A 19,228-nucleotide genomic window follows, 5' to 3' on the forward strand; every position below is an offset into this window, starting at 1 on the left:
GCGCGGGCCCGGTCCCGCGCGTTGTCTGCCATCCCAGATTCTCGGAGAGCACGTGTTTCAGTATTTCGTCCGGAGACTCCTGGCCCTGGTGCCGGTGATCTTTATCATCTCTGTGTTCGTCTTCCTGTTCGTGCACGCCCTGCCGGGTGATCCCGCGCGCGTTCTGGCAGGCGAAAACGCCACCCAGGCCGACGTCGAGGCGATGCGGCGGGCGCTGAACCTCGACCGGTCGCTGCCGGTCCAGTATGTCGAGTTCGTCCGCAATCTCGTCACCCTCGACCTCGGCACGTCGCTGCGGACGGGCGAGCCGGTCTGGGACATGATGATGCGCGCCTTCCCGGCGACCTTCTGGCTGTCCGTCGCGTCGCTGGCATGGTCGGTGGTCTTCGGGCTGATCGCCGGGGTGATCTCGGCACGTCGCCGCGACAGTTTCGCCGATCACTCGGCCATGGTCCTCGCCGTCTCGGGGATCTCGATCCCGCCGTTCTGGCTGGGGCTTTTGCTGATGCAGGTCTTTTCGGTCCAGCTGGGCTGGTTCGGTACCTCGGGCTTCGACGACTGGTCGGACCTGGTGCTGCCCTCGATCACGCTGGGCGCGGGCGTCGCCGCCGTCATGGCGCGCTTTACCCGCTCGGCCATGGTCGACGTGATCCGCGAGGATTACGTGCGCACGGCCCGCGCCAAGGGTCTGCGCGAACGCGTCGTGGTGTGGAAGCACACGCTGCGCAACGCGCTGATCCCGGTGGTGACGATGGCCGGCCTGCAGTTCGGCTTCCTGCTGGGCGGGTCGATCGTGATCGAACGCGTGTTCCGCTGGCCCGGGCTGGGGTCGATGCTGATCGAGGCGATCAACTACCGCGATTTCGTGGTGGTGCAGGCCGAGCTGATGCTGTTCTCGCTTGAGTTCCTGCTGATCAACCTCGCCGTCGACCTGCTTTACGGCATCATCAATCCCGCGATCCGGTATCGGTGAGGAAGAGGCGCATCATGACACCTACAGCCACCCCCGATACGGCCACTCCCGGCACCGCCACGTCCGAGACCCGGCGCACCCGCGGTCCGGTCGGCGAATTCTGGCGCCGCCTGCGCCAGCGCCGCGTGGCGCTGGCCGCGATGCTGATCCTGCTTGCGATCTACCTCTTCGCCTTCGCCGCGCCCTACGTCCTGCCCTACGGGCCGAATGATTTCGACTATCTCAACACCCTGCAGGGGCCGAGCGCGACGCACTGGGCCGGCACCGACGAATTCGGTCGCGACATCTTTGCCCGGCTGATGAACGGCGCCAAGCTGTCGATGTTCATCGGCTTCACCTCGGTCGGCATCGGCGCAGCCTTCGGCATCGTCGCCGGGCTGCTCGCCGGGTTCTACGGCGGCTGGATCGATTCGATCACCATGCGCATGTCGGACGTGCTCTTTGCCTTTCCGGGCGTGCTGCTGGCCATCGGCATCGTCGCGATCCTGGGGCCCGGGCTTAGCAACGTGATCATCGCGGTCGCGATCTTCTCGCTGCCCGCCTTCGCACGGATCGTGCGATCCGGCACGCTCGCGCTAAAGGAAAGCACCTATGTCGAGGCGGCGCGTGCGGCGGGGGCCTCTGACATGGTCATCATGGGGCGTCACATCCTGCCCGGCACGCTGTCGGCGGTGATCGTGTATTTCACCATGCGCATTGGCACCTCGATCCTGACGGCGACGTCGCTGTCCTTCCTGGGGCTCGGCGTCGAACCCTCGATCGCGGAATGGGGCGCGATGCTGTCGACCGGGCGCGACTACATGCTGGCCGGCGAGTGGCACCTGACGGTGTTTCCCGGGCTCGCGATCTTCATCACCGTGCTGTGCTTCAACCTGCTGGGCGATGGTCTGCGCGACGCGCTCGACCCGAAGCTCGAGCAGACGTGAGCGCCGACTGGTGGCGCCTGCCCCCGGGCGCGTTCAACGCGATCACCGATGTGCCCGGCGTCCGCGTCGGGCACTGCACGCGTCTGGGGGGCGGCGCGGCCACCGGCGTCACGGCGATCCTGCCGCATGACGGCGACCTGTTCGACGCGCCGGTCGTTGCGGCGGCCGAGGTCTTCAACGGCTTCGGCAAGTCGGCGGGGCTGATGCAGCTGACCGAACTGGGCGCGATCGAGACACCGATCCTGCTGACCGGAACTTTCGGCGTGCCGGCCTGTGCGACGGCGTTGATCCGTCACGCGATCGGCACCCAGCCCGGGATCGGGCGGGACCTGCCAACGGTCAATCCGCTGGTGCTGGAGTGCAATGACGGTCGCGTCAACGACATCCAGGCGATGCATCTGCGTCCCGAGGACGCCCTGACCGCGATCGCCGAGGCCGCGGGCGAGGCCCCCCCGCAGGGCACCGTCGGGGCCGGCACGGGCATGCGCAGTTTCGGCTTTGCAGGCGGGATCGGCACCGCCTCGCGCATGGTCACGGTCGAAGGGCAGGAGGTTCGCCTGGGTGCGATGGTCCTGTCGAATTTCGGCCGGGCCGAAGATCTGCGCGTGCGGGGCGAACATCTGGGCGCCGAACTGGGGCCGGTGGGCCCCGATGCGGGGTCGATCGTGATGGTGCTGGCCACAGATGCGCCGCTCAGCTCGCGCCAGCTTGGGCGGCTCGCCCGGCGCTGTCCCGCGGCCCTGGGCCGGATGGGAAGCCATATCGGCCATGGCAGCGGCGATCTGGCGGTGGCCTTTTCGACCGCCCTGCCGAAGCGCGGCGATGCCGCGCTGGGTGCGCTGCGGCCGTCATGGCCCGAACGCGGGATGGACCCGCTATTCGCCGCGACCGTCGAGGCGGTCGAAGAGGCGATCTGTGCCGCGCTCTGGCACGGGGTTCCGCACCCGGGGTGGCGCGGCGACAGGCTGCCCGCCTTCGCCACGCGCTTTCCCGGGCACGCGCCGCGTTAGCTGACGCCCATCGCCGCGAAGGAGAAGGTGGCCAGCACGCCGATCGCCTCGGCATAGCTGGCGACCTCGAAGCTGACGGTCGTCGAATCCTCGCGGTCGCAGAACGGCAGCAGCGCAGCGACATCCGCCTGGATCTGCGTCACGAAGCGCACCGAGACGCGAAGCGGCGGGTCGGTGACCATGCGGGCGGCAGGGCGGGGCCCCGAGACGGCGGCGGCGACCTCCTGCCGGATCAGGTCGCAGGACGCGCGGGGGGCGAGGCTGTCAGCCGCCGCGGCGCCCAGCGCCTCCTTGACGATGATGGCGCGGGCCTCGGGGAACTGGTCGGCCAGGTCCCGGGCCAGGCAATCATCGCCGCTGGCGGCCAGCAGCGGCACGCCGATCTCGGCGGCGTGCCCGGCGAAGAGCGTCGCCTCGCTCGCCTGCACGCCGTTGACGTCGATCCTGGAAAACGCGCGGCTGTTGATGGTGTGGGCCAGCACACCCCGGCGGCCCGCGGCGGCGTGGTAGCCGATCAGCACCACGCCGTGATCATCGGGCCGGACGCCCTGGATCATCGACAGCGGGCGCGGCTTGCCCGACACCAGCCGGGCGCGCGGGTCGATCTCGGCGGCGATGAGGTTGGTCATCGGCCCATGGCTGTCGGCGACGGCGATCTCGGTCGCGCCCGCCTCGGCGGCGCCGGCGATGGCGGCGTTGGTCTCGTCCGTCATCAGGCGGCGGGCAAGCTCGTAATCCGCGTTGCCGCGGCGTCCATGTTCGGACGCGACCACCCCGGCCACGCCTTCGATGTCGACGGAGATGAAGATACGCATGTAAGTGCTCCTTGTGGTGTCTGCGGTGACGCGCTGGGGCGCGGGTCAGGCCGGGTCGCCGTCTTCGCGGCCGAAAATGGCGGTGAAGGGCTGTCCCCCCGCTCGCACGCAGCCGCGGTACATGCCGTCCGAGTTGAAGGGCATCGTGATGGTGCCGTCGCGGTCAACGGCGATCAGCCCGCCCGAGCCGTCGTTCGGGGCAAGGTCCTCCATCACCACGACATGCGCCGCCTCCTGCAGCGACTGGCCTGCGTGACGCATGCGGGCCGCGATCTCCGAGGCGGCGGTCCAGCGGATGAACACCTCGCCATGGCCCGTGGCCGACACGGCGCAGGTGGCATCATCGGCGAAGGTGCCAGCGCCGATCACCGGGCTGTCGCCGACCCGCCCCGGCGCCTTGGCGGTCATGCCGCCGGTCGAGGTCGCGGCGGCCAGCCGTCCCTGCGCATCGCGGGCCACCGCGCCGACGGTGCCGTGGCGGCGGGCGGGATCGTCGTCCTCGACCCCCTCGGCCCGCATTTTCAACGTGCGTTGCAGCGCGTCCCAGCGGGCCTGGGTAAAGAAGTAACTGTCCTCCTCGAAGGGCAGGCCGGCGGCGCGCGCGCAGTCCAGCGCACCTTCGCCGATCAAAAGCACATGGGGCGAGGTCTCCATCACCGCGCGGGCGGCCCGGATCGGGTTGCGCGGACCGCGGATGCCTGCGACGGCGCCTGCGTTGCGGTGGGTCCCTTCCATCACCGCGGCGTCCATCTCCTGCACGCCGTCGGTCGTGTAGACCGCCCCGCGCCCGGAGTTGAACAGGGGGTTGTCCTCAAGAGCGCACACAGCCTCGACCGCGGCATCGACGGCCGAGCCGCCGGCCTTGAGCACCGCCTCACCGGCGGCGAGCGCCTGGGCGAGGCCAGCGTGATAGTCGGCCTCCATCTCGGGCGTAAGTGCGTCGCGCCTGATGGTTCCGGCACCGCCGTGAATGGCAAGGCTGTAGGTCATCTGCGTCCCTCGGGTTTGTCATGCTGCGTGGCGTCGGGGCTGTCCTATACCCCGCTGGCGGAAGAGACCATGTCGGGCCGCAGTCCTTTTCGGCGGCCGCATGCGCACACGGCAAGCGAAGGGCGCGGCCTGTGCCCGTCCGGACGACCGCTGACAGGGGCCGCCCGAACCGGGCCGCGGCGTCCGGTAGGCCCCCGTAGGAGAGGTTGCCGCGCAGCGGTCCTGTTCGCGTCAATCGGGGGTACGCGCCATGCCACGACGGGCCGACGTTTCCGGCGCGGCTGCCATGCGGCGGGACGCGCAGCGGGACGCCGCCACGAACGCTGCTCTATGGGCGCCTTATGCCGCGCGTCGGTCGTGTGCCAGGCTGCCTTGTCGGCGTCGCTCTGCTAGGGTCGCGGGGAAGGCACCCCGGGGGGCAAGGCACGATGGACGCGAATTTCTGGCACGACCGCTGGCAAAAGGGCCAGACCGGGTTCCATGAGGGCCGCGCCAACGGGCTGCTCACCCGGCACTGGGAGGCCATCGGCCTGCCGCCGGGGGCAACGGTCCTGGTCCCGCTATGCGGCAAGTCGGTCGACATGTGGTGGCTGCGCGACCGGGGCGCGCGGGTGATCGGCGCCGAGCTCTCAGAAAAGGCGGTCGCCCGGTTCTTTGACGAGGCCGGAGTGACGCCAACCCGCGTTCCCGCCGGCGCCCTGACACGGTGGGAGGGCGACGGCGTCGCGATCCTCGAAGGCGATGTGTTCGATCTGGACGCCCGCACGTTGGGCCCTGTCGGGGCGGTTTACGATCGCGCGGCGCTGGTGGCGCTTCCGCAACCTCTGCGCCGCCGCTACGCCGCCCATATCGCCGGGATCACGGGTGCGGCGCCACAGATGCTGATCACCTTCGCCTATGACCAGGCGGCGATGGACGGTCCGCCCTTCAGCGTCGACGCGGCCGAGGTCGCCGCCTGTCACGGCGGAACATACGCGTGCGCGGCGCTCGAGACGCGCGATGTCGCGGGCGGGTTCAGGGGCAGGGTGGCCGCGTCGGAGACCCTGTGGCACCTGACCCGTCCGGCAGACGGCGCCGCTCCCTAGATCACGGCTGTCCCTGTGCCTCGGTCCGCCAGGGTTCCAGGATGGATCGCGCCGTGGCGCGGCCCTTGGGGGTCAGCGCCAGCAGCTTGCCGTCGCGCACGAAAAGATCGTCCGAGATGCCGTTCGCGATGACGCGGTGCGCGGTGTCGGCACCCCAGCCAAGATGGGTGCGCAGCGCCTGCGCCACGTTCTCTTCGGCCCGGTCCCGGGTGTCTTCGTGCGAGAAGAGATGCACCGCTACGGTCCGCAGCTCGTTCTCCTGCCGCTCGGCCTGCCGCCGGTAGGCGCGTGCGATGATCCCGTAGCGCGGGCCGAACAGGAAGGCGAGCGCAAGGAAGACACCCGTCATCACCGCCATCATGCCGCCGATCGACACGTTGAGCGTGATGGCGGCATAGTATCCCAGGACGCTCGCCGCGATCGAGATCAGGGCGCCCAGGACAAGCATCAGCCACAGCCGGTCGGTCAGCAGGTAGGCGGCCGAGGGCGGAACGATCACGAAGGCGATGAACAGCACCGCGCCCACCGCGTCGAAGGCCGCGACCCCGGTCGCACTGACAAGGAACAGCAGCGCGTAGAACATGACCCCCGGCGCGAACCCCAGCGCGGCGGCAAGCCCGGGGTCGAAGGTGGTGATCTTGAGCTCCTTGAAAAACAGCGTCACGAACAGAAGGTTCACGGCGGTGACAAGGCCCATGAAGACCACCGCCTGCGGCACCTCGTATCCGCCGATCGCCATGGTATCGAGCCAGACGAAACCGATCTCGCCCAGAAGCACCGTGTGCTGGTCGATATGGACGTCGCGGGCGTAGACGTTCAGCAGCAGCACGCCGACCGAGAAGAGTACCGGGAAGACCAGCCCGATGGCCGCGTCGTATTTCACGCGCCGGGTGCTGAACAGAAGCTCGGTCAGGAACACGGTCAGCACGCCGGTCAGCGCCGCGCCGACGATCTGCACCGGTCCGGCCGTCGCGTGCGTCAGCAGCCAGACCACGACGATGCCGAAGATGATCGAATGGCTGATCGCGTCGGACAGAAGCGAGTTTCCGCGCAGGACGAGGAAGGTGCCGACCAGGGTCGAGGCGCAGCCGACAAGCGCCCCGGTCAGCATGATCATCAGCGCGGAGTTGGCAAAGATGACCTCGAGCATCATTGGTGTCCCTCGATATCGGCCGCGAGGCGCCGTGCCTCGACATGGCCGGATGGTGTCAGTTCCCAGTGCGGCGTGGTCTCGGGCGCGTGGGTGACCGGCCGGACCAGCCCGCGCTGTTCCAGCCGGGCAAGGACGCGGCGCGTGTCGGTGCCGTGATAGGTGTCAAGCGACCCCAGTTCCGCGGGATAGCTCCGGTCGCCATGTTCGGCCGCCATCGCGTGCAGCGTTGTCAGCACCTGCCGTCCGCGCAGCGACCGGCGGTCGCGCCAGCGGCGCGCCATCTCCCACAGCAGGCCGCGCTCGGGCGACAGCAGGAGCGAGACGAAGACGATCGCCGAGATCGCGAGCACGATCAGCGGACCCGTCGACAGCCCGCGCGCCGTGGCGCTGAGTGTGGCGCCCGCGACGCCCGCGACCGTCCCGAAGACCGCCGACAGCACCACCATGCTGCCCAGCCTGCGGGTCCACTGCCGCGCGGCGACGGCGGGGGCCACGATCATCGCCGTCATCAGCACGACGCCCACCATCTGCAGCCCGATGACGACGGCCAGCGCGACCATCACGGTCATCGTGATCTCGATAACGACGACCGGAAGCCCCAGGGACGTGGCAAAGCCGGGGTCGAAGGACACCAGCTTGAACTCCTTCCAGAGCGCCGCGACGAGGGCGAGCGAGGCGGCGGCGATGCCGCCCATGATCCACAGATCGCTGCGCAGGATCGCCGCCGCCTGCCCGAAGAGGAACGAGTTGAGCCCCCCCTGCGAGGCGTTGCCGGTACCCTGGATATAGGTCAGCAGCACGACGCCCAGGGCAAAGGACACGCTGAGCGCGACACCCAGCGCGGCGTCGGTCTTGAGCCGGCTGAGCCGCGTCAGGGCCAGCACGACCAGCGCGGCCGCCGCCCCGGTGACAAGCGCGCCTGCCAGGATGCTGCCAAGATCGCGCGTTCCGGCGACCAGGAAGCCCAGGCAGACGCCCGGAAGGGCGGCATGCGATAGCGTGTCCCCCAGCAGGCTTTGCCGGCGTAGCACCGCAAAGCAGCCAAGCACGCCCGACGAGACGCCAAGAAGCGCGGCCCCCATCGCGACGGTCTGGATGGTGTAGTCGGACAACAGGTCGAGCATGTCAGCCATGCTCCCCGGATCCGGCGGCATTGGCCGCGTCGGCGCCGAAGGCCTCGCGCTCGATCAGCGCGATCTGGCCGCCGTAGGCGCGGCGCAGGTTATCGGCCGTGTAGACCTCTGAGACGCGGCCTTGGGCGATCGGGCGGACGTTCAGGATGACCATCCAGTCGAAGTAGGATTTCACCGTCTGAAGGTCGTGGTGCACGACGATCAGCGTCTTTCCCTCTTCGCGCAGCCGGTGGAGGATGGCGACGACGGCACGTTCGGTCGTGGCGTCGACGCCGGCCATCGGTTCGTCGAGGAAATAGATGTCCGCGTCCTGCACCAGCGCACGGGCGAGGAACACGCGTTGCTGTTGCCCGCCCGAAAGCTGGCTGATCTGGCGGGTCGCGAAATCCTGCATCTTGACCTGTTCCAGCGCGCGCAGCGCCGTCTCCCGCTCGGCGCGGCCCGGTCGCCTGAGCCAGCCGAGACGACCGTAGAGCCCCATCGTCACGACATCGAGCGCGGTGGTCGGGAAATCCCAGTCGACCGACGACCGCTGCGGCACGTACCCGACCTTGCGCCGCTGCGTGCCATAGGGCCGCCCGAAGATCGTCACGTGCCCCGCCGTCGGCTTGACGAGGCCCAGGACCGACTTGATGAAGGTGCTCTTGCCCGCGCCGTTCGGCCCCACGATGGCGGCCATGACACCCGGCGGCACGTCGATGTCGATGTCCCACAGCGCCGGCTTGCCGTCGTAGCTGACGGTCAGGTCCTCGACATGCAGGGCAAGCTGGGGCTCGTGCAACTGATCGGTCAAAGCGATGTCCTTACCTGTGAAAGGGCCGCGCCGGGGGACCCGGCGCAGCGGTCGTTCCTCCGGGCCCGGTGGTGTTACCGGTCGATGATCTCGGCCGCGTTCCACTCATCTGCCCAGCCGGAGAGCGCGTCGGGGACATCCGCCACCTCGCCGCCGAGCGCCTGGGTGATTTTCGCCGTGTTTTCGAAGATCATCCCGATATAGGTGCTGGCCGGCGTGCCGTCCTCATCCATCGCGTCCGAGAAAAGCTCGCCGCCGATCTCGACCTCGTGGCCCTGCGCCCGCACGGCGTCGATCACCGACTGGACGGTCCGCGGATTGATCGTCGTCTCGACGAAGAGCGCAGGCACCCCGGCCTCGACCACCGCGTCGGCGGTCGCGCGGATATCGGCCACGCTCGCCTCGGATTCGGTGCTGATGCCCTGGATGGCGGCGACCTCGATCCCGTAGGCGCGGCCGTAATAGGCAAAGGCATCGTGCGCCGTGACCAGCGTGCGCTGCGCCTCGGGGATCGACCCGATCGAGGCCGCGGCCCAATCGTGAAGCGCCAGAAGCTCCTGTTGATACGCCTCGGCATTGGCGCCGATGCGGTCGGCGCAGTCGGGGCGGATCTCTGCGAGCGTTTCCTCGATGGTGGGCGCGATCTGCGACCAGAGCTGCGCATCCATCCAGATGTGGGGGTCGATACCGTAGACATCCTGGGTGGTGATCAGGTCGCCCGGATCGACCGATGCCGGCGCGACCGCGACCGTGGGTTTTTGCCGGCCGAAACGTTCGAGCACGTCGCCCAGCTGCCCCTCGAGCGAATAGCCCGAGTAGAAGATCACGTCGGCGCCCTGCATCGTCCTGACGTCCGATGCGGTGGCCTCGAAGAGGTGCGGATCGACGCCGGGCCCCATGATCGCGGTCACATCGACGCAGTCTCCGCCGACGTTCTTCACGACATCGCCAATCATGCCGATCGTCACGACGGCATTGACCGGCGCCTCCTGGTCCATGGCTGCCCCCATCGTCGCGGCGAGGAGGCTGGTTGCCGTGGTGGTGGTAAGCAAGAACTTCATTGCAGAGGCTTCCCTATTCAGGCGAGCTTTTACTATGTGATATAGCAATGGCTATATTCAGAGGGGGATTCCTGTCAACCATGAAAGAAGGGGGGCGGCACAGGGATGCGGGACGCAAGGCGACGACCGGCCCGGGATGCGGGCGGTCGTCTTCGGCAGGGCCGCGCGGCGATGGGTGAGCCACGAGGCGCCTGCCCCGGGGCAGACGGGGCAGCTTTGTCAGGCGGCGGCGAAAGGGGGCCGGGCGTCAGCTTGCGCCGCTTTTCCTCGACGCGACGAAGGTTTCGAAGGCCGTCAGGGTTTCGGCGCTGACATGATGTTCGATGCCTTCGGCATCATGGCGCGCGATCTCGGCATCAATGCCAAGCGTCATCAGAAAGGCCTCGACGATCTCGTGCCGGCGGCGGCATTCGCTGGCCAGGGCGCGACCGGCATCCGTCAGGAACACGCCGCGGTAGGGCTTTTGCAGGATCATCCCGTCCTCGGCCAGCCGCTTGAGCATCTTCGCGACGGTCGGCTGCGCGACACCCAGCCTGCGCGCGATCTCGACCTGACGCGCTTCGCCTTCGGTATCGATCAGCTCGGCGACAAGTTCGACGTAGTCCTCGACCAGTTCGCTGCGCCGTGCGTCACGCGTTTTCTGGAACGCCTCGGCATGGCTTTCGGCGTCCAGGGTGTTGCGGCGACCAGACTGGCGTGAAACTGGCTTTTGCATCGGCAGGCGTCCCGGATGTCGAACTTGATCGATCCGAAAGATATATAGCCGGGGCTAAGTCAACACAAGCTTGCAGGCGCTGCGCGGCTCCGGTTCGGCGCGACCTCGACCCGTGATGGCCGGGCCCATACCCGAAGCGGTGGCGGACAGCCAGGGTGACCGTGCAGGCCCGACCTGCGCCCCGCTGCGGGGGGGGCTGGTCCCCGCCGCCGGCCCATGTTGCTTCCGTGGGCTGCAAAGGGACCGTTCGACGGCTCAGGTACCGCGCGCCCTGTAGCCCCCCACCACCCGGAACGCGTGACCCTTCGTAAAGCTGGCCGTCCCAGCCTGCCGAAGGCGGATCTTTTGCAGCACCCCGGCCCAGTTGGACCCCGCCGCCCGCAGCCCAATGGCCTCAGGCCGGGTGCAGGACCCCAAGGCCCAGCCGCTCGATTTCGGGCCGCATCCCCGACGCCGCGGCGAGCACGGGGGCTGGGCGGTCCATCGGGTGCGGGGCGTGCCAACCGCCGGCCTCTTCGACCAGCAGCAGGCCGGCGGCACAGTCCCACGGCGCAAGCTGCGGCTCGACGAAGCCCAGGTAGTGGCCGGCGGCGACATGCGCCAGGCTGAGCGCAGCCGACCCGTTGCGCTGGAAGCTGCCGCCCGAAATGAGGAGGGACCTGACCATCCCGGCCATCACGTCGGGCGCTCCGGTTCCGATCGCGACCAGGCCGTCCGACAGGCGGGTTCCGCCCGAGGCCTGCAACCTGGTCGCCCCGCACCCTGCGCCCCCGCACCATGCACCCCGGCCCCGAACGGCGCTGTAAAGCCTGTCCCCGCAGGGATGTGCCACCCAGCCCGCCATGATCGTGCCGCCGTGGGACAGGGCGACCGAGATCGACCACCCCTGCAGGCCATGCAGGAAAGGGGCCGTCCCGTCGATCGGATCGATGATCCAGCTCCAGCCTCCGCGGCCGGGGGCCAGCCCGAGCTCTTCCCCCAACATGCTGTCGTTGGGAAACGCGCTGGAAAGCTCTTCGCGGATCACCCTCTCAACGCCACGATCTGCTTCGCTTACCAGATCCTGTGCGTCGGACTTGCATTCGACCGAAAGGTCGGAGCGGCGCTCGAAGTAGCTCAGGGCACGGGCGGATGCCTCGGCGATCACGGTTTCGGCGAACGCGATGCGCGCGGTCAGGTCTTCAGTCAATGTCGGTCTTCCTCGTGGTGCCGCGCCGGACCGCCGCGACGGAAATCGTTCGGGTTTCTGCCAGGCTGTTCGGATGCGCGATCCGCGTCGCCAGGGCTTCGATGCAGGCTTCGGAAAGCAGCTCAGGGTCCTGCCGGAGCGTCGTCAGGTCGTAGGCCGGCCAGGATGCCTCGGCTATGTCGTCGCACCCGACGATGGCGGGCCAGTCCCGGCGCGGGACGCCTGCATGCCGCAGACCGTCGATGAAGCCGAGCGCGAGGAAATCATTGGCGCAATGCACGCCGTCGACCCTGTCCTTTGCGGCCAGATACCGACCGGCGGCGACCATGCCCCCGGCATGGTTCTGGCTGGGGCCGGTCACCTCGCCTGCGAGGGTCATGCCCAGATCGTCGAGCGCCGCGCAGAAGACGCGGCGCCGGTCGTCGATCGTGAACGAGGCGCGTGTCTGGCCGGCATAGAGCACCCTGCGGCAGCCTGCCTCGTGCAGCAGCTCTGCCGCCATGCGCCCGGCGGATGCGGTATCCTGGACGACACGCGCGGCGCGGGCATCGACCGGGGCCTTGTTCACGAGGACCAGCGGCACGCCGAAGCGGGCGCATTGCTGGCTGATCTCCCCGGGCGGGGTGTCCGAGGTCACGATGGCGCCCGAGACATTGTAGTTCAGCATCATGTCGATCACCCGGTGCGGGTCGTCGCCCTGCGACCACGGCAGCAGGACCGGGCGAAAGCCCCGCGCCACGAGCCGTCGCGCAAGCAGATCGACCAGCCGCGCCCGCAGCGAATGGTCCATGTCCGACACCACGAGCGCCACGAGCTTGGACGGTGCCGCCTCTTTCAGGCTGCGGGCAAGGTAGTTGACGCGGTAGCCCAGCTCCTCGGCCGCGGCCATGATCCGCGTGCGGGTGTCCGGCGCGACCGACGCGCCTTCGGTGAAGGCGCGGCTGACCGCCGAGCGCGAGACACCGGCGCGGGCCGCGACGTCCGACGCGCGGGGTGACCGGCTCACGACCTGGCCTTCAACGCGGCCAGCAGCAGGTCCGCCCGGTCGAGGTTGATCATCTCGGGCCGCCAGTCGGCGATGCGGGCAAAGACGGCGGGGTCCGCGCCGAAATACTGCAGCATGGGCCGGATGCCGCGCGCACGGCAAAGCGGGGCCTCGGTCTCCCAGTCGGCGACCTGGATCTCGCAGATCTGCGGGGCGAGGTCATCGACCATCGCCTGGAAACCCGCGTGATGCATGGTGTTCGACTTGATGTTGGCGCGGTCGGAAAGCTGCCGCATCTCGCGCAGCAGGGCCGGGTCGGGGGACCAGAAGAAGCAATCCTGCAGGAAATCCCGCGCCGCGACGAAGTCCAGAAGCTGTTGCGCCGGGACGGACTTGTTCTCGATGTAGATCCGGCGGCCCCGGGCCTGCGCCAGGTCGATCATCTGCGCCAGTGTCGGCGGGTGTTCGTCCCGCCAGTGCGCGGCCTTCCATGATCCGGCGTCCAGCGGGGCCACCTGTGCCCAGTCGTGGTCCAGGACCGGCCCCGAGCCGCTGGTGGTCCGATCGAGCGTCGGGTCGTGCATCACCACGATTTCCCCGTCGCGGGTCGTGCGCACGTCAAGCTCCAGCCAGTCGCAGCCCATGTCGTAGCACAGACGTGCGCCCGCCAGCGTGTTCTCGGGCGCGATGTGGTTGATGCCGCGGTGACAGACCACCTCGATGCCATGCGCGCCGAGACTGTCGAAGCCACCGATCAGCTCGGGCTGGTCGGTGCACACTCCCAGCACGGGCAACCGTAGAAGATCGTGCAGTACCTCGGGGCGTTCCTCGTGCCACAGGACGATGCCCAGGCCGCGCCGCGTCGCCTCGGACATCAGGTCCGGCGTCACGAGGTCCTGCGGCCGGGGCGCGGCGCGTTCCCAGCAAAGGTGGATGATATCGGCCCCCGTCGCCGCGGCCCTGGCAAAGGGATCCTCTCCCGGCCGGACCAGCACGCAGACCGGCCAGGGGCAGTCCGCTGCCACCAGCGCCCGCGCTTCGGCATCGTCGAAGGCGCCCAGCGCCACGGGCCGGAAATCGTGTCGTGAAAGGACGTCGAGACAGGCCTGCCCGCTGCCCGTGACCTTGAGGTCCAGGTACAGCGCCTGGCCCCGGGCCTTCGCACGCTCGACGAGGTCTTCCAGATCCATCAGCTCCGGCAGATCGGCGCGGGCAGTCTGGGCGACGCGGCGTCCGCCGGCCACCGGATCGTGACAGGCCACCGGACTGCCGTCTGCGCTGAGGTGGATGTCCACCTCCCACATGTCGGACCCGAGGTCGGCCGCGATGTCGTACCCCCGGCCCGAGCCCTCGGGCGCATAGAGCGGGGCGCCCCTGTGCGCGATGCACAAGGGGCGCGCGTCGGCGCGGGCGGGAAAGGGAAACCGCAGCCCCGGCCTCACAGCCGTCGCCCCTCGGCGTCGAAGGCCAGCATCCTGTCCGCGTCCACCTTCCAGGTCACCTCGTCGCCGATTGACACGTCATCGCGTGTGGGCTGGATCGATCGCAGCGTCACGCCGGGCGCCGCCTGCACGTCGAACAGCATTTCGCGCCCCTGCGGCTCGACAAAGGTCACCCGGCCCGTGGCCTGTCCCTGGCCGCCATGGCCGAAATGTTCGGGGCGCAATCCCAGCGCGATCGGACGCCCGGAGGGCATGCCGCGCAGATGCGAGGGCAGGGGCAGCGTCAGTCCCGCCTCCATCGAAAACCGCCCTTCGGGACCTGTCCTGCCTTCCAGGAAGGTGATCGGCGGGTTGCCGAGGAACCCCGCGACGAACCTGTTGGCCGGGGACCGGTACATCTGCGTCGGGCTGTCGATCTGCAGGATTTCGCCCTTGTCCATGATGGCGACACGGTCGCACATGGACATGGCTTCGACCTGGTCATGGGTCACGAGGATCGCGGTAATCCCGGTCTCGAGCTGGATGCGGCGGATCTCGGAACGCATTTCAAGCCGAAGCTTGGCGTCGAGGTTGGCCAGCGGCTCGTCCAGCAGAAGAACGTCGGGCTTGCGCACCAGCGCGCGGGCGAGGGCGACGCGCTGCTGCTGCCCGCCGGAAAGCTGCGCGGGCCTGCGTCCCAGCAGGGCATCGATATGGATCAGTTCGGCGATCTCGCGGACCTGCCGGGCGATTTCGGCCGCGCTGGGGCGTGGTTTCTGCACGGTCAGCGGAAAGGCGATGTTCTCTTCGACCGTCAGGTGCGGATAGAGCGCGTAGTTCTGGAAGACCACGCCCACGTTGCGCCGCTGCGAGGGCAGGGCGGAGACGTCGCGGCCGCCGAACAGGATCCGCCCGCCATCCGCCCGGTAGATCCCGCAGACCGACAAAAGCGTCGTCGACTTGCCGCAGCCCGAGGGCCCCAGCAGCGCCAGCATCTCGCCATCCTCGACGGTCAGGTTGAGCCCCTCGATCACGGGGGTTCCGTCGAAGCACTTGGTGAAGTTTTCGAGGTTCAGTCGCATCAGCCCTTTGTGCCTCCGCCGAAGATTGTCATCAGCCGGTTCTGGAAGATCGCGAAAAGCGCGATCACCGGCAGGGTGTAGAACACGCCCACGGCCTTGAAGAGATTGAAGTCGTAGCCGATGTCGTCGCCGGCGATCAGCCCGTTCAGCAGGACCGACATGACGGTCATGTCCGATCCCGGCGCCAGCACCCGCGGCAGCAGGTATTCGCCCCAGCCGTCGAGGAAGGCAAAGACCGACAGGGCCACCAGCCCCGGCTTGACCTGCGGCAGGATCAGCCGCCGGAACACCGTCAGCCGCGATGCGCCATCCTGCACGCCGGCCATCTCGATCTCCCACGGGACGGCATCGTAGAAGCCCTTCATGATCCAGATGCCGAAGGGCAGCATCAGCGCGCCCTTCACCAGGATCACCCCGATCATGGTGTTGTAGAGGCCCGCGAACTTCAGCACGAAGAACACGCCGATCAGCAGCGTGACCGCCGGAAAGGCGTGCATGACGAGGATGCCCCCGAGGAAGAACCGCCGGTAGGGCAGGTTCAGCCGCGCGATGGCATAGCCCGCCAGCGACGAGACGGGGACCACCACCGCGACCATCGACAGCGCCAGGACGGCCGTGTTCAGCGTGGCCTTCCAGACATTGCCCGCCGCCGACATGTCCCAGAGGAACCGCCAGTGGCGAAGGGTGAATTCGTCGGGCCACAGCGCGCCCGGCGGGGCGTCGGTGACCGTGTCGAGGATCAGGAACCCGTACATCACCATCAACGGAAGGCTGATGAGGGTGATGACGACCATCAGGGGGAAAAGCGCGAAGTTCCGGGTCATCTCAGATCTCGATTTTCGGGCGGCCGACAAGCTCGGAGAACTTGAACAGGCGCAGGTAGATCAGCGACAGCGCCAGCCCCACGACCACCAGCACGAGCGCCATGGCCGCGCCCATCCCGTATTCGAGGTTGCCGGTGTAGTTCGACAGCGCCGTCTTGAAGGCTTCGAGCGCCCAGACGCTGGTCGTGCGCCCCGGACCGCCATTGGTGGTCAGCCATATCTGTTCGTAGGAGGACAGCAGCGACAGCGTCTGGTAGGCGGTCACGAAGAGGATCGGCCAGCGCATCTGCGGCAGGATGATCCGCCGGACCTGCTGCCATCGCGACGCGCCGTCCACTTCGGAGGCCCAGAGCTGCTGCAGGGGTATCGCCCGCAGGGCCCCGGAAAACAGGATCAGCCCGAAGGACGCGCCGATAAAGCCGTTCAGCGTGATCATCGTGGCCCAGGCGGTCACGACGGAGCCCTTCATGTAGTTGAAGGACGGCAGGCCGACCTGGTCGGCGAGGATCGGCAGAAAGCCTCCCTCCCAGGTGAACCATTTCCACATGACGGCATAGAGCACGACCGGCGTGATGCGCGGCAGAAGCCACAATGTCGAAAACAGGCTGCTGGCGCCTTTCGGCATGTAGAACAGCACCACGGCCAGAAAGAGCCCGAGCCCCACATTGAACAAGGACAACGTCGCGCCGACGTAGAGAAACGTGTTGCCGACCAGCCGCGCGGTTTCCTTCTGCGTGGCGAGGGTTCGGAAGTTCTCGGTGGTAAAGCGCGCGCCGGTGAAACTGGCCTCGACGATCCGCGCGCGGACTGCCGGTGCGATCTCGGGCGCCATCGCCTCCAGTTGCGCGGCGAGCGCCTGGGACGTGGCGAAGCGCTGGTTAAGGACCGAGGTCTCGAACAGGGCGGCGGCGGATTTCAGATCGCGGGGACGGCGCGGCGCGGTGCGCAGTCCGCGCAGGTCCCTTACGAACCCGGCGGGAGCTTCGTAGTCGCGGCCCATGAACCGCCGCTCGATCTCGTCGAGGAAGCGGTCGTCGACACCTGCTGCGCGGGCGCGCGCGAGGCCCGCCGCGTCGACTGTCACGCTAGAGCGGGCTACCGCCTCGGCGTCGGTATCGGACAGGCCCTTGTCGCCAAGCTGCCGCAGCAGGGTGGGCGTCACGACATAGTCGCCCCGCCCGATGCCGGTCGAGGTCGACAGGTCGGTGAAGGCGAAAACGCCGGTCAGGGCCACCGGAAGGAAGAAGAACAGCGTCAGCAGCAGCAGCGCGGGCGCCATCAGGATCAGGCCCAGCCGTGATACCGGCGCGCGGCGCGGGCGGACGGGGCGCGCCCTGCGCGCCCCGTCCACGATCGGATCAGCGAAGGACGACATCGTCGCCCAGCGATTGCTTGACGGTATCGGCCACGGTCTGCGCGGCCTCCTCGGGCGTGCTGGCGCCGGTCCAGCTGGCCTCGAGGCCCTGGTACATGGCCGTCCAGAACGTGCCGAAGTCCGAGTTGTTCGGGATCGCGTTGGTGTGCGGCGCAAGACGGCTCGACGCGGCGGAAAGCCATTCGTCGGCGGCGTAGAACGGCACCCGCGTCTCGTCCTTGGAGATGCCCAGGTGGGCGGATTTCACCGCGTGCAGGGCATTGATGTCGGGCGCCGAGGCCATGGCGATCAGCTCGGCGGCGATGACCGATTCATCCTCGGTGCTGGTCGCGCTCAGCAGGTAGACCAGCGGATGGGTAATCGAATTGGCGCGGCCGTCTTCGGTGCCGGCCGGGATCAGCGTGTACTGGACATCGCCGAAGAAATCCGCGAGCCCGAACTGGTTCTGCCACTGGGCCTTGTGCCAGGTGCCGCCGTGCCACGTGCCGTAGTTGCCCGCGGCGGCGTTCTGGTGCCAGACATCCCACTCGGTGCCGAGATGCGTGTTCGATACGACGCCCTTCTCCACGGCGTCCGCGAAGAAGCCATACATGCCCTCCAGCGCACCGGTATCGACCACCAGCTTGCCGGTTTCGGGGTCCGACATCTCGCCGCCGAAGCTTTGGTAGAACTGCCAGTAGTCTGGGCCGTTGGAGACGCGCGGGCCAAACCCCATCCCGGGCTCGATCACGCCCTCGTCCTGCATCGTCTTCACGGTGTCGAGCATGTCGTAAAGCGTGAAGTCGCCCGATTCCACACGCTGGGCGAGGCTCTCGATCTCGTCTTGCGACCAGCCGATGGCCTCAAGCGCGGGGATCGACCAGAACATGACGCGCGCCTCGGCGTCCTGCGGCACGCCCCAGACCCGGTCGTTGAAGGTCGCGGTCTCGATCAGGTTGGGGTAGATCGTGTTGAGCGGCCAGGTGTCGAAATAGACGTAGTCCTCGATCGGACGGATCAGGCCCGCCTCGGACCAGGGACCGATATCCTCGTGGCCCGACACCCCGATGTCGGGGGCGTTCTCGGCCTCGGAGGCGAGGGTGAAGGCCTGCTTGAAGTCATCCCAGCCGGACCACGCCTGTCCTTCGACGGTGATGGAAAGATCGTCGCCGCGGATCTCGGCCTGGCGCATCATCTGCTCGGCTGCGAGCTTGATGGCGTCGATCCGGTAGGTCGAGGTGTCGCCCGTTCCGCCGGACCAGACGGTGATGGTGTAGTCTTCGGCGGCGGCCCCAAGGGCCACCGAGCCCAGAAGCGCGGCGAGCGCCGCGGTTTTCACGTGGAGGGTCATGGAGAGCATTCCCGGAATTCGTGTCGTTGCAATGGCGTTGCACACGTGTGCAGGTCCTCGTTTCCCATCCGCCGTTAACACTCGCCCGACAGTTTGATGTCACTTCGGTGAAGCTGCATCTTCGGGTGCCGCCAACGTCCCGGCCGCAGAACGGGCGACGCCTGCGCATGATCTGAGACCGCGAAAGCCCTGCGCGGGTTGGGGGCCGACACCGGTGGTCTTGCCCCCGTCAGGAGTGGTGCCGCCCTCTTCGAGGGGGGGGGCGGATCGCCGTGGCGAAGCCGCGGACGGAGTACCGCTGCGTGCGGCGGCGGCCCGGCAGCCCGACCGCTTGACATTCCCCTGCCGCACCGCAGCATAGAGGGCGG

Annotated in this window: 18 protein-coding genes; 4 read left to right on the plus strand and 14 right to left on the minus strand. The window is 68.4% G+C overall.

Annotated elements, in window-relative coordinates; genetic code table 11:
- Positions 1 to 52: 52 nt before the first annotated feature.
- From EKE94_RS00315 to EKE94_RS00325, 3 genes are read left to right on the plus strand one after another with little or no spacing between them, the layout of a single operon-like run.
- On the plus strand, positions 53 to 973 hold the full coding sequence (locus EKE94_RS00315; RefSeq protein ID WP_127904618.1) for an ABC transporter permease subunit: 921 nt from the start codon (positions 53 to 55) through the stop codon (positions 971 to 973).
- Positions 974 to 987: 14 nt separating this feature from the next.
- Positions 988 to 1,899 carry an ABC transporter permease subunit gene (locus EKE94_RS00320; protein ID WP_127904619.1) on the plus strand — a complete coding sequence of 304 codons (912 nt, stop codon included), beginning with the start codon at positions 988 to 990 and terminating at the stop codon, positions 1,897 to 1,899.
- The gene (locus EKE94_RS00325) at positions 1,896 to 2,909 is read left to right on the plus strand and encodes a P1 family peptidase (protein ID WP_127904620.1); all 1,014 of its coding nucleotides are present in this window, start codon (positions 1,896 to 1,898) and stop codon (positions 2,907 to 2,909) included. Before EKE94_RS00320 ends, EKE94_RS00325 begins: the two co-directional genes overlap by 4 nt.
- Here EKE94_RS00325 and EKE94_RS00330 read toward each other — a convergent pair.
- Entirely contained in the window at positions 2,906 to 3,724 is an 819-nt protein-coding gene (locus EKE94_RS00330) for a M55 family metallopeptidase (protein ID WP_127904621.1), read from the minus strand. The genes EKE94_RS00325 and EKE94_RS00330 overlap by 4 nt on opposite strands.
- 45 nt (positions 3,725 to 3,769) lie before the next feature.
- Entirely contained in the window at positions 3,770 to 4,714 is a 945-nt protein-coding gene (locus tag EKE94_RS00335; RefSeq protein WP_127904622.1) for an isoaspartyl peptidase/L-asparaginase family protein, read from the minus strand.
- A 428-nt stretch (positions 4,715 to 5,142) separates the two neighbouring features.
- Between EKE94_RS00335 and tmpT the strand changes: the two genes are divergently transcribed.
- Positions 5,143 to 5,799 (plus strand): thiopurine S-methyltransferase, encoded by a 657-nt coding sequence (gene tmpT, locus EKE94_RS00340; protein WP_127904623.1) that lies wholly within the window; start codon positions 5,143 to 5,145, stop codon positions 5,797 to 5,799.
- A 1-nt stretch (position 5,800) separates the two neighbouring features.
- On the opposite strand, the gene EKE94_RS00345 is transcribed toward tmpT, so the two are convergent.
- The 12 genes from EKE94_RS00345 to EKE94_RS00400 form a co-directional block, all read right to left on the minus strand.
- Entirely contained in the window at positions 5,801 to 6,949 is a 1,149-nt protein-coding gene (locus EKE94_RS00345) for a metal ABC transporter permease (RefSeq protein WP_127905420.1), read from the minus strand.
- Positions 6,949 to 8,085, minus strand: a complete 1,137-nt coding sequence (locus tag EKE94_RS00350) for a metal ABC transporter permease (protein WP_127904624.1) — start codon at positions 8,083 to 8,085, stop codon at positions 6,949 to 6,951. Before EKE94_RS00350 ends, EKE94_RS00345 begins: the two co-directional genes overlap by 1 nt.
- Positions 8,078 to 8,878 carry a metal ABC transporter ATP-binding protein gene (locus tag EKE94_RS00355; protein ID WP_127904625.1) on the minus strand — a complete coding sequence of 267 codons (801 nt, stop codon included), beginning with the start codon at positions 8,876 to 8,878 and terminating at the stop codon, positions 8,078 to 8,080. Before EKE94_RS00355 ends, EKE94_RS00350 begins: the two co-directional genes overlap by 8 nt.
- Positions 8,879 to 8,952: 74 nt before the next feature.
- Complete coding sequence (locus tag EKE94_RS00360) at positions 8,953 to 9,939, minus strand: metal ABC transporter solute-binding protein, Zn/Mn family (RefSeq protein ID WP_127904626.1); 987 nt, start codon at positions 9,937 to 9,939, stop codon at positions 8,953 to 8,955.
- 247 nt (positions 9,940 to 10,186) lie between these two features.
- The gene (mntR, locus tag EKE94_RS00365) at positions 10,187 to 10,654 is read right to left on the minus strand and encodes a manganese-binding transcriptional regulator MntR (protein WP_127904627.1); all 468 of its coding nucleotides are present in this window, start codon (positions 10,652 to 10,654) and stop codon (positions 10,187 to 10,189) included.
- A gap of 394 nt (positions 10,655 to 11,048) precedes the next feature.
- Complete coding sequence (locus EKE94_RS00370; protein WP_127904628.1) at positions 11,049 to 11,843, minus strand: inositol monophosphatase family protein; 795 nt, start codon at positions 11,841 to 11,843, stop codon at positions 11,049 to 11,051.
- On the minus strand, positions 11,836 to 12,849 hold the full coding sequence (locus EKE94_RS00375; protein WP_127904629.1) for a LacI family DNA-binding transcriptional regulator: 1,014 nt from the start codon (positions 12,847 to 12,849) through the stop codon (positions 11,836 to 11,838). Before EKE94_RS00375 ends, EKE94_RS00370 begins: the two co-directional genes overlap by 8 nt.
- Positions 12,846 to 14,270, minus strand: coding sequence for a glycerophosphodiester phosphodiesterase family protein (locus tag EKE94_RS00380; RefSeq protein WP_127904630.1), 1,425 nt, complete (start codon positions 14,268 to 14,270; stop codon positions 12,846 to 12,848). The genes EKE94_RS00375 and EKE94_RS00380 overlap by 4 nt, the downstream gene beginning before the upstream one ends.
- On the minus strand, positions 14,267 to 15,331 hold the full coding sequence (locus tag EKE94_RS00385; protein ID WP_127904631.1) for an ABC transporter ATP-binding protein: 1,065 nt from the start codon (positions 15,329 to 15,331) through the stop codon (positions 14,267 to 14,269). Before EKE94_RS00385 ends, EKE94_RS00380 begins: the two co-directional genes overlap by 4 nt.
- A complete protein-coding gene (locus EKE94_RS00390) occupies positions 15,331 to 16,155 on the minus strand; it encodes a carbohydrate ABC transporter permease (protein ID WP_127904632.1) in 825 nt (274 codons plus the stop codon). The genes EKE94_RS00385 and EKE94_RS00390 overlap by 1 nt, the downstream gene beginning before the upstream one ends.
- Position 16,156: 1 nt before the next feature.
- Positions 16,157 to 17,530: a carbohydrate ABC transporter permease gene (locus tag EKE94_RS00395; RefSeq protein ID WP_127904633.1), complete on the minus strand. Its 1,374-nt coding sequence runs from the start codon at positions 17,528 to 17,530 to the stop codon at positions 16,157 to 16,159.
- Complete coding sequence (locus tag EKE94_RS00400; protein ID WP_235855845.1) at positions 17,514 to 18,860, minus strand: sugar ABC transporter substrate-binding protein; 1,347 nt, start codon at positions 18,858 to 18,860, stop codon at positions 17,514 to 17,516. Before EKE94_RS00400 ends, EKE94_RS00395 begins: the two co-directional genes overlap by 17 nt.
- Between the last annotated feature and the right edge of the window lie 368 nt (positions 18,861 to 19,228).

It is taken from the genome of Mesobaculum littorinae (genome assembly GCF_004011175.1).
GTDB lineage: Bacteria > Pseudomonadota > Alphaproteobacteria > Rhodobacterales > Rhodobacteraceae > Tranquillimonas > Tranquillimonas littorinae.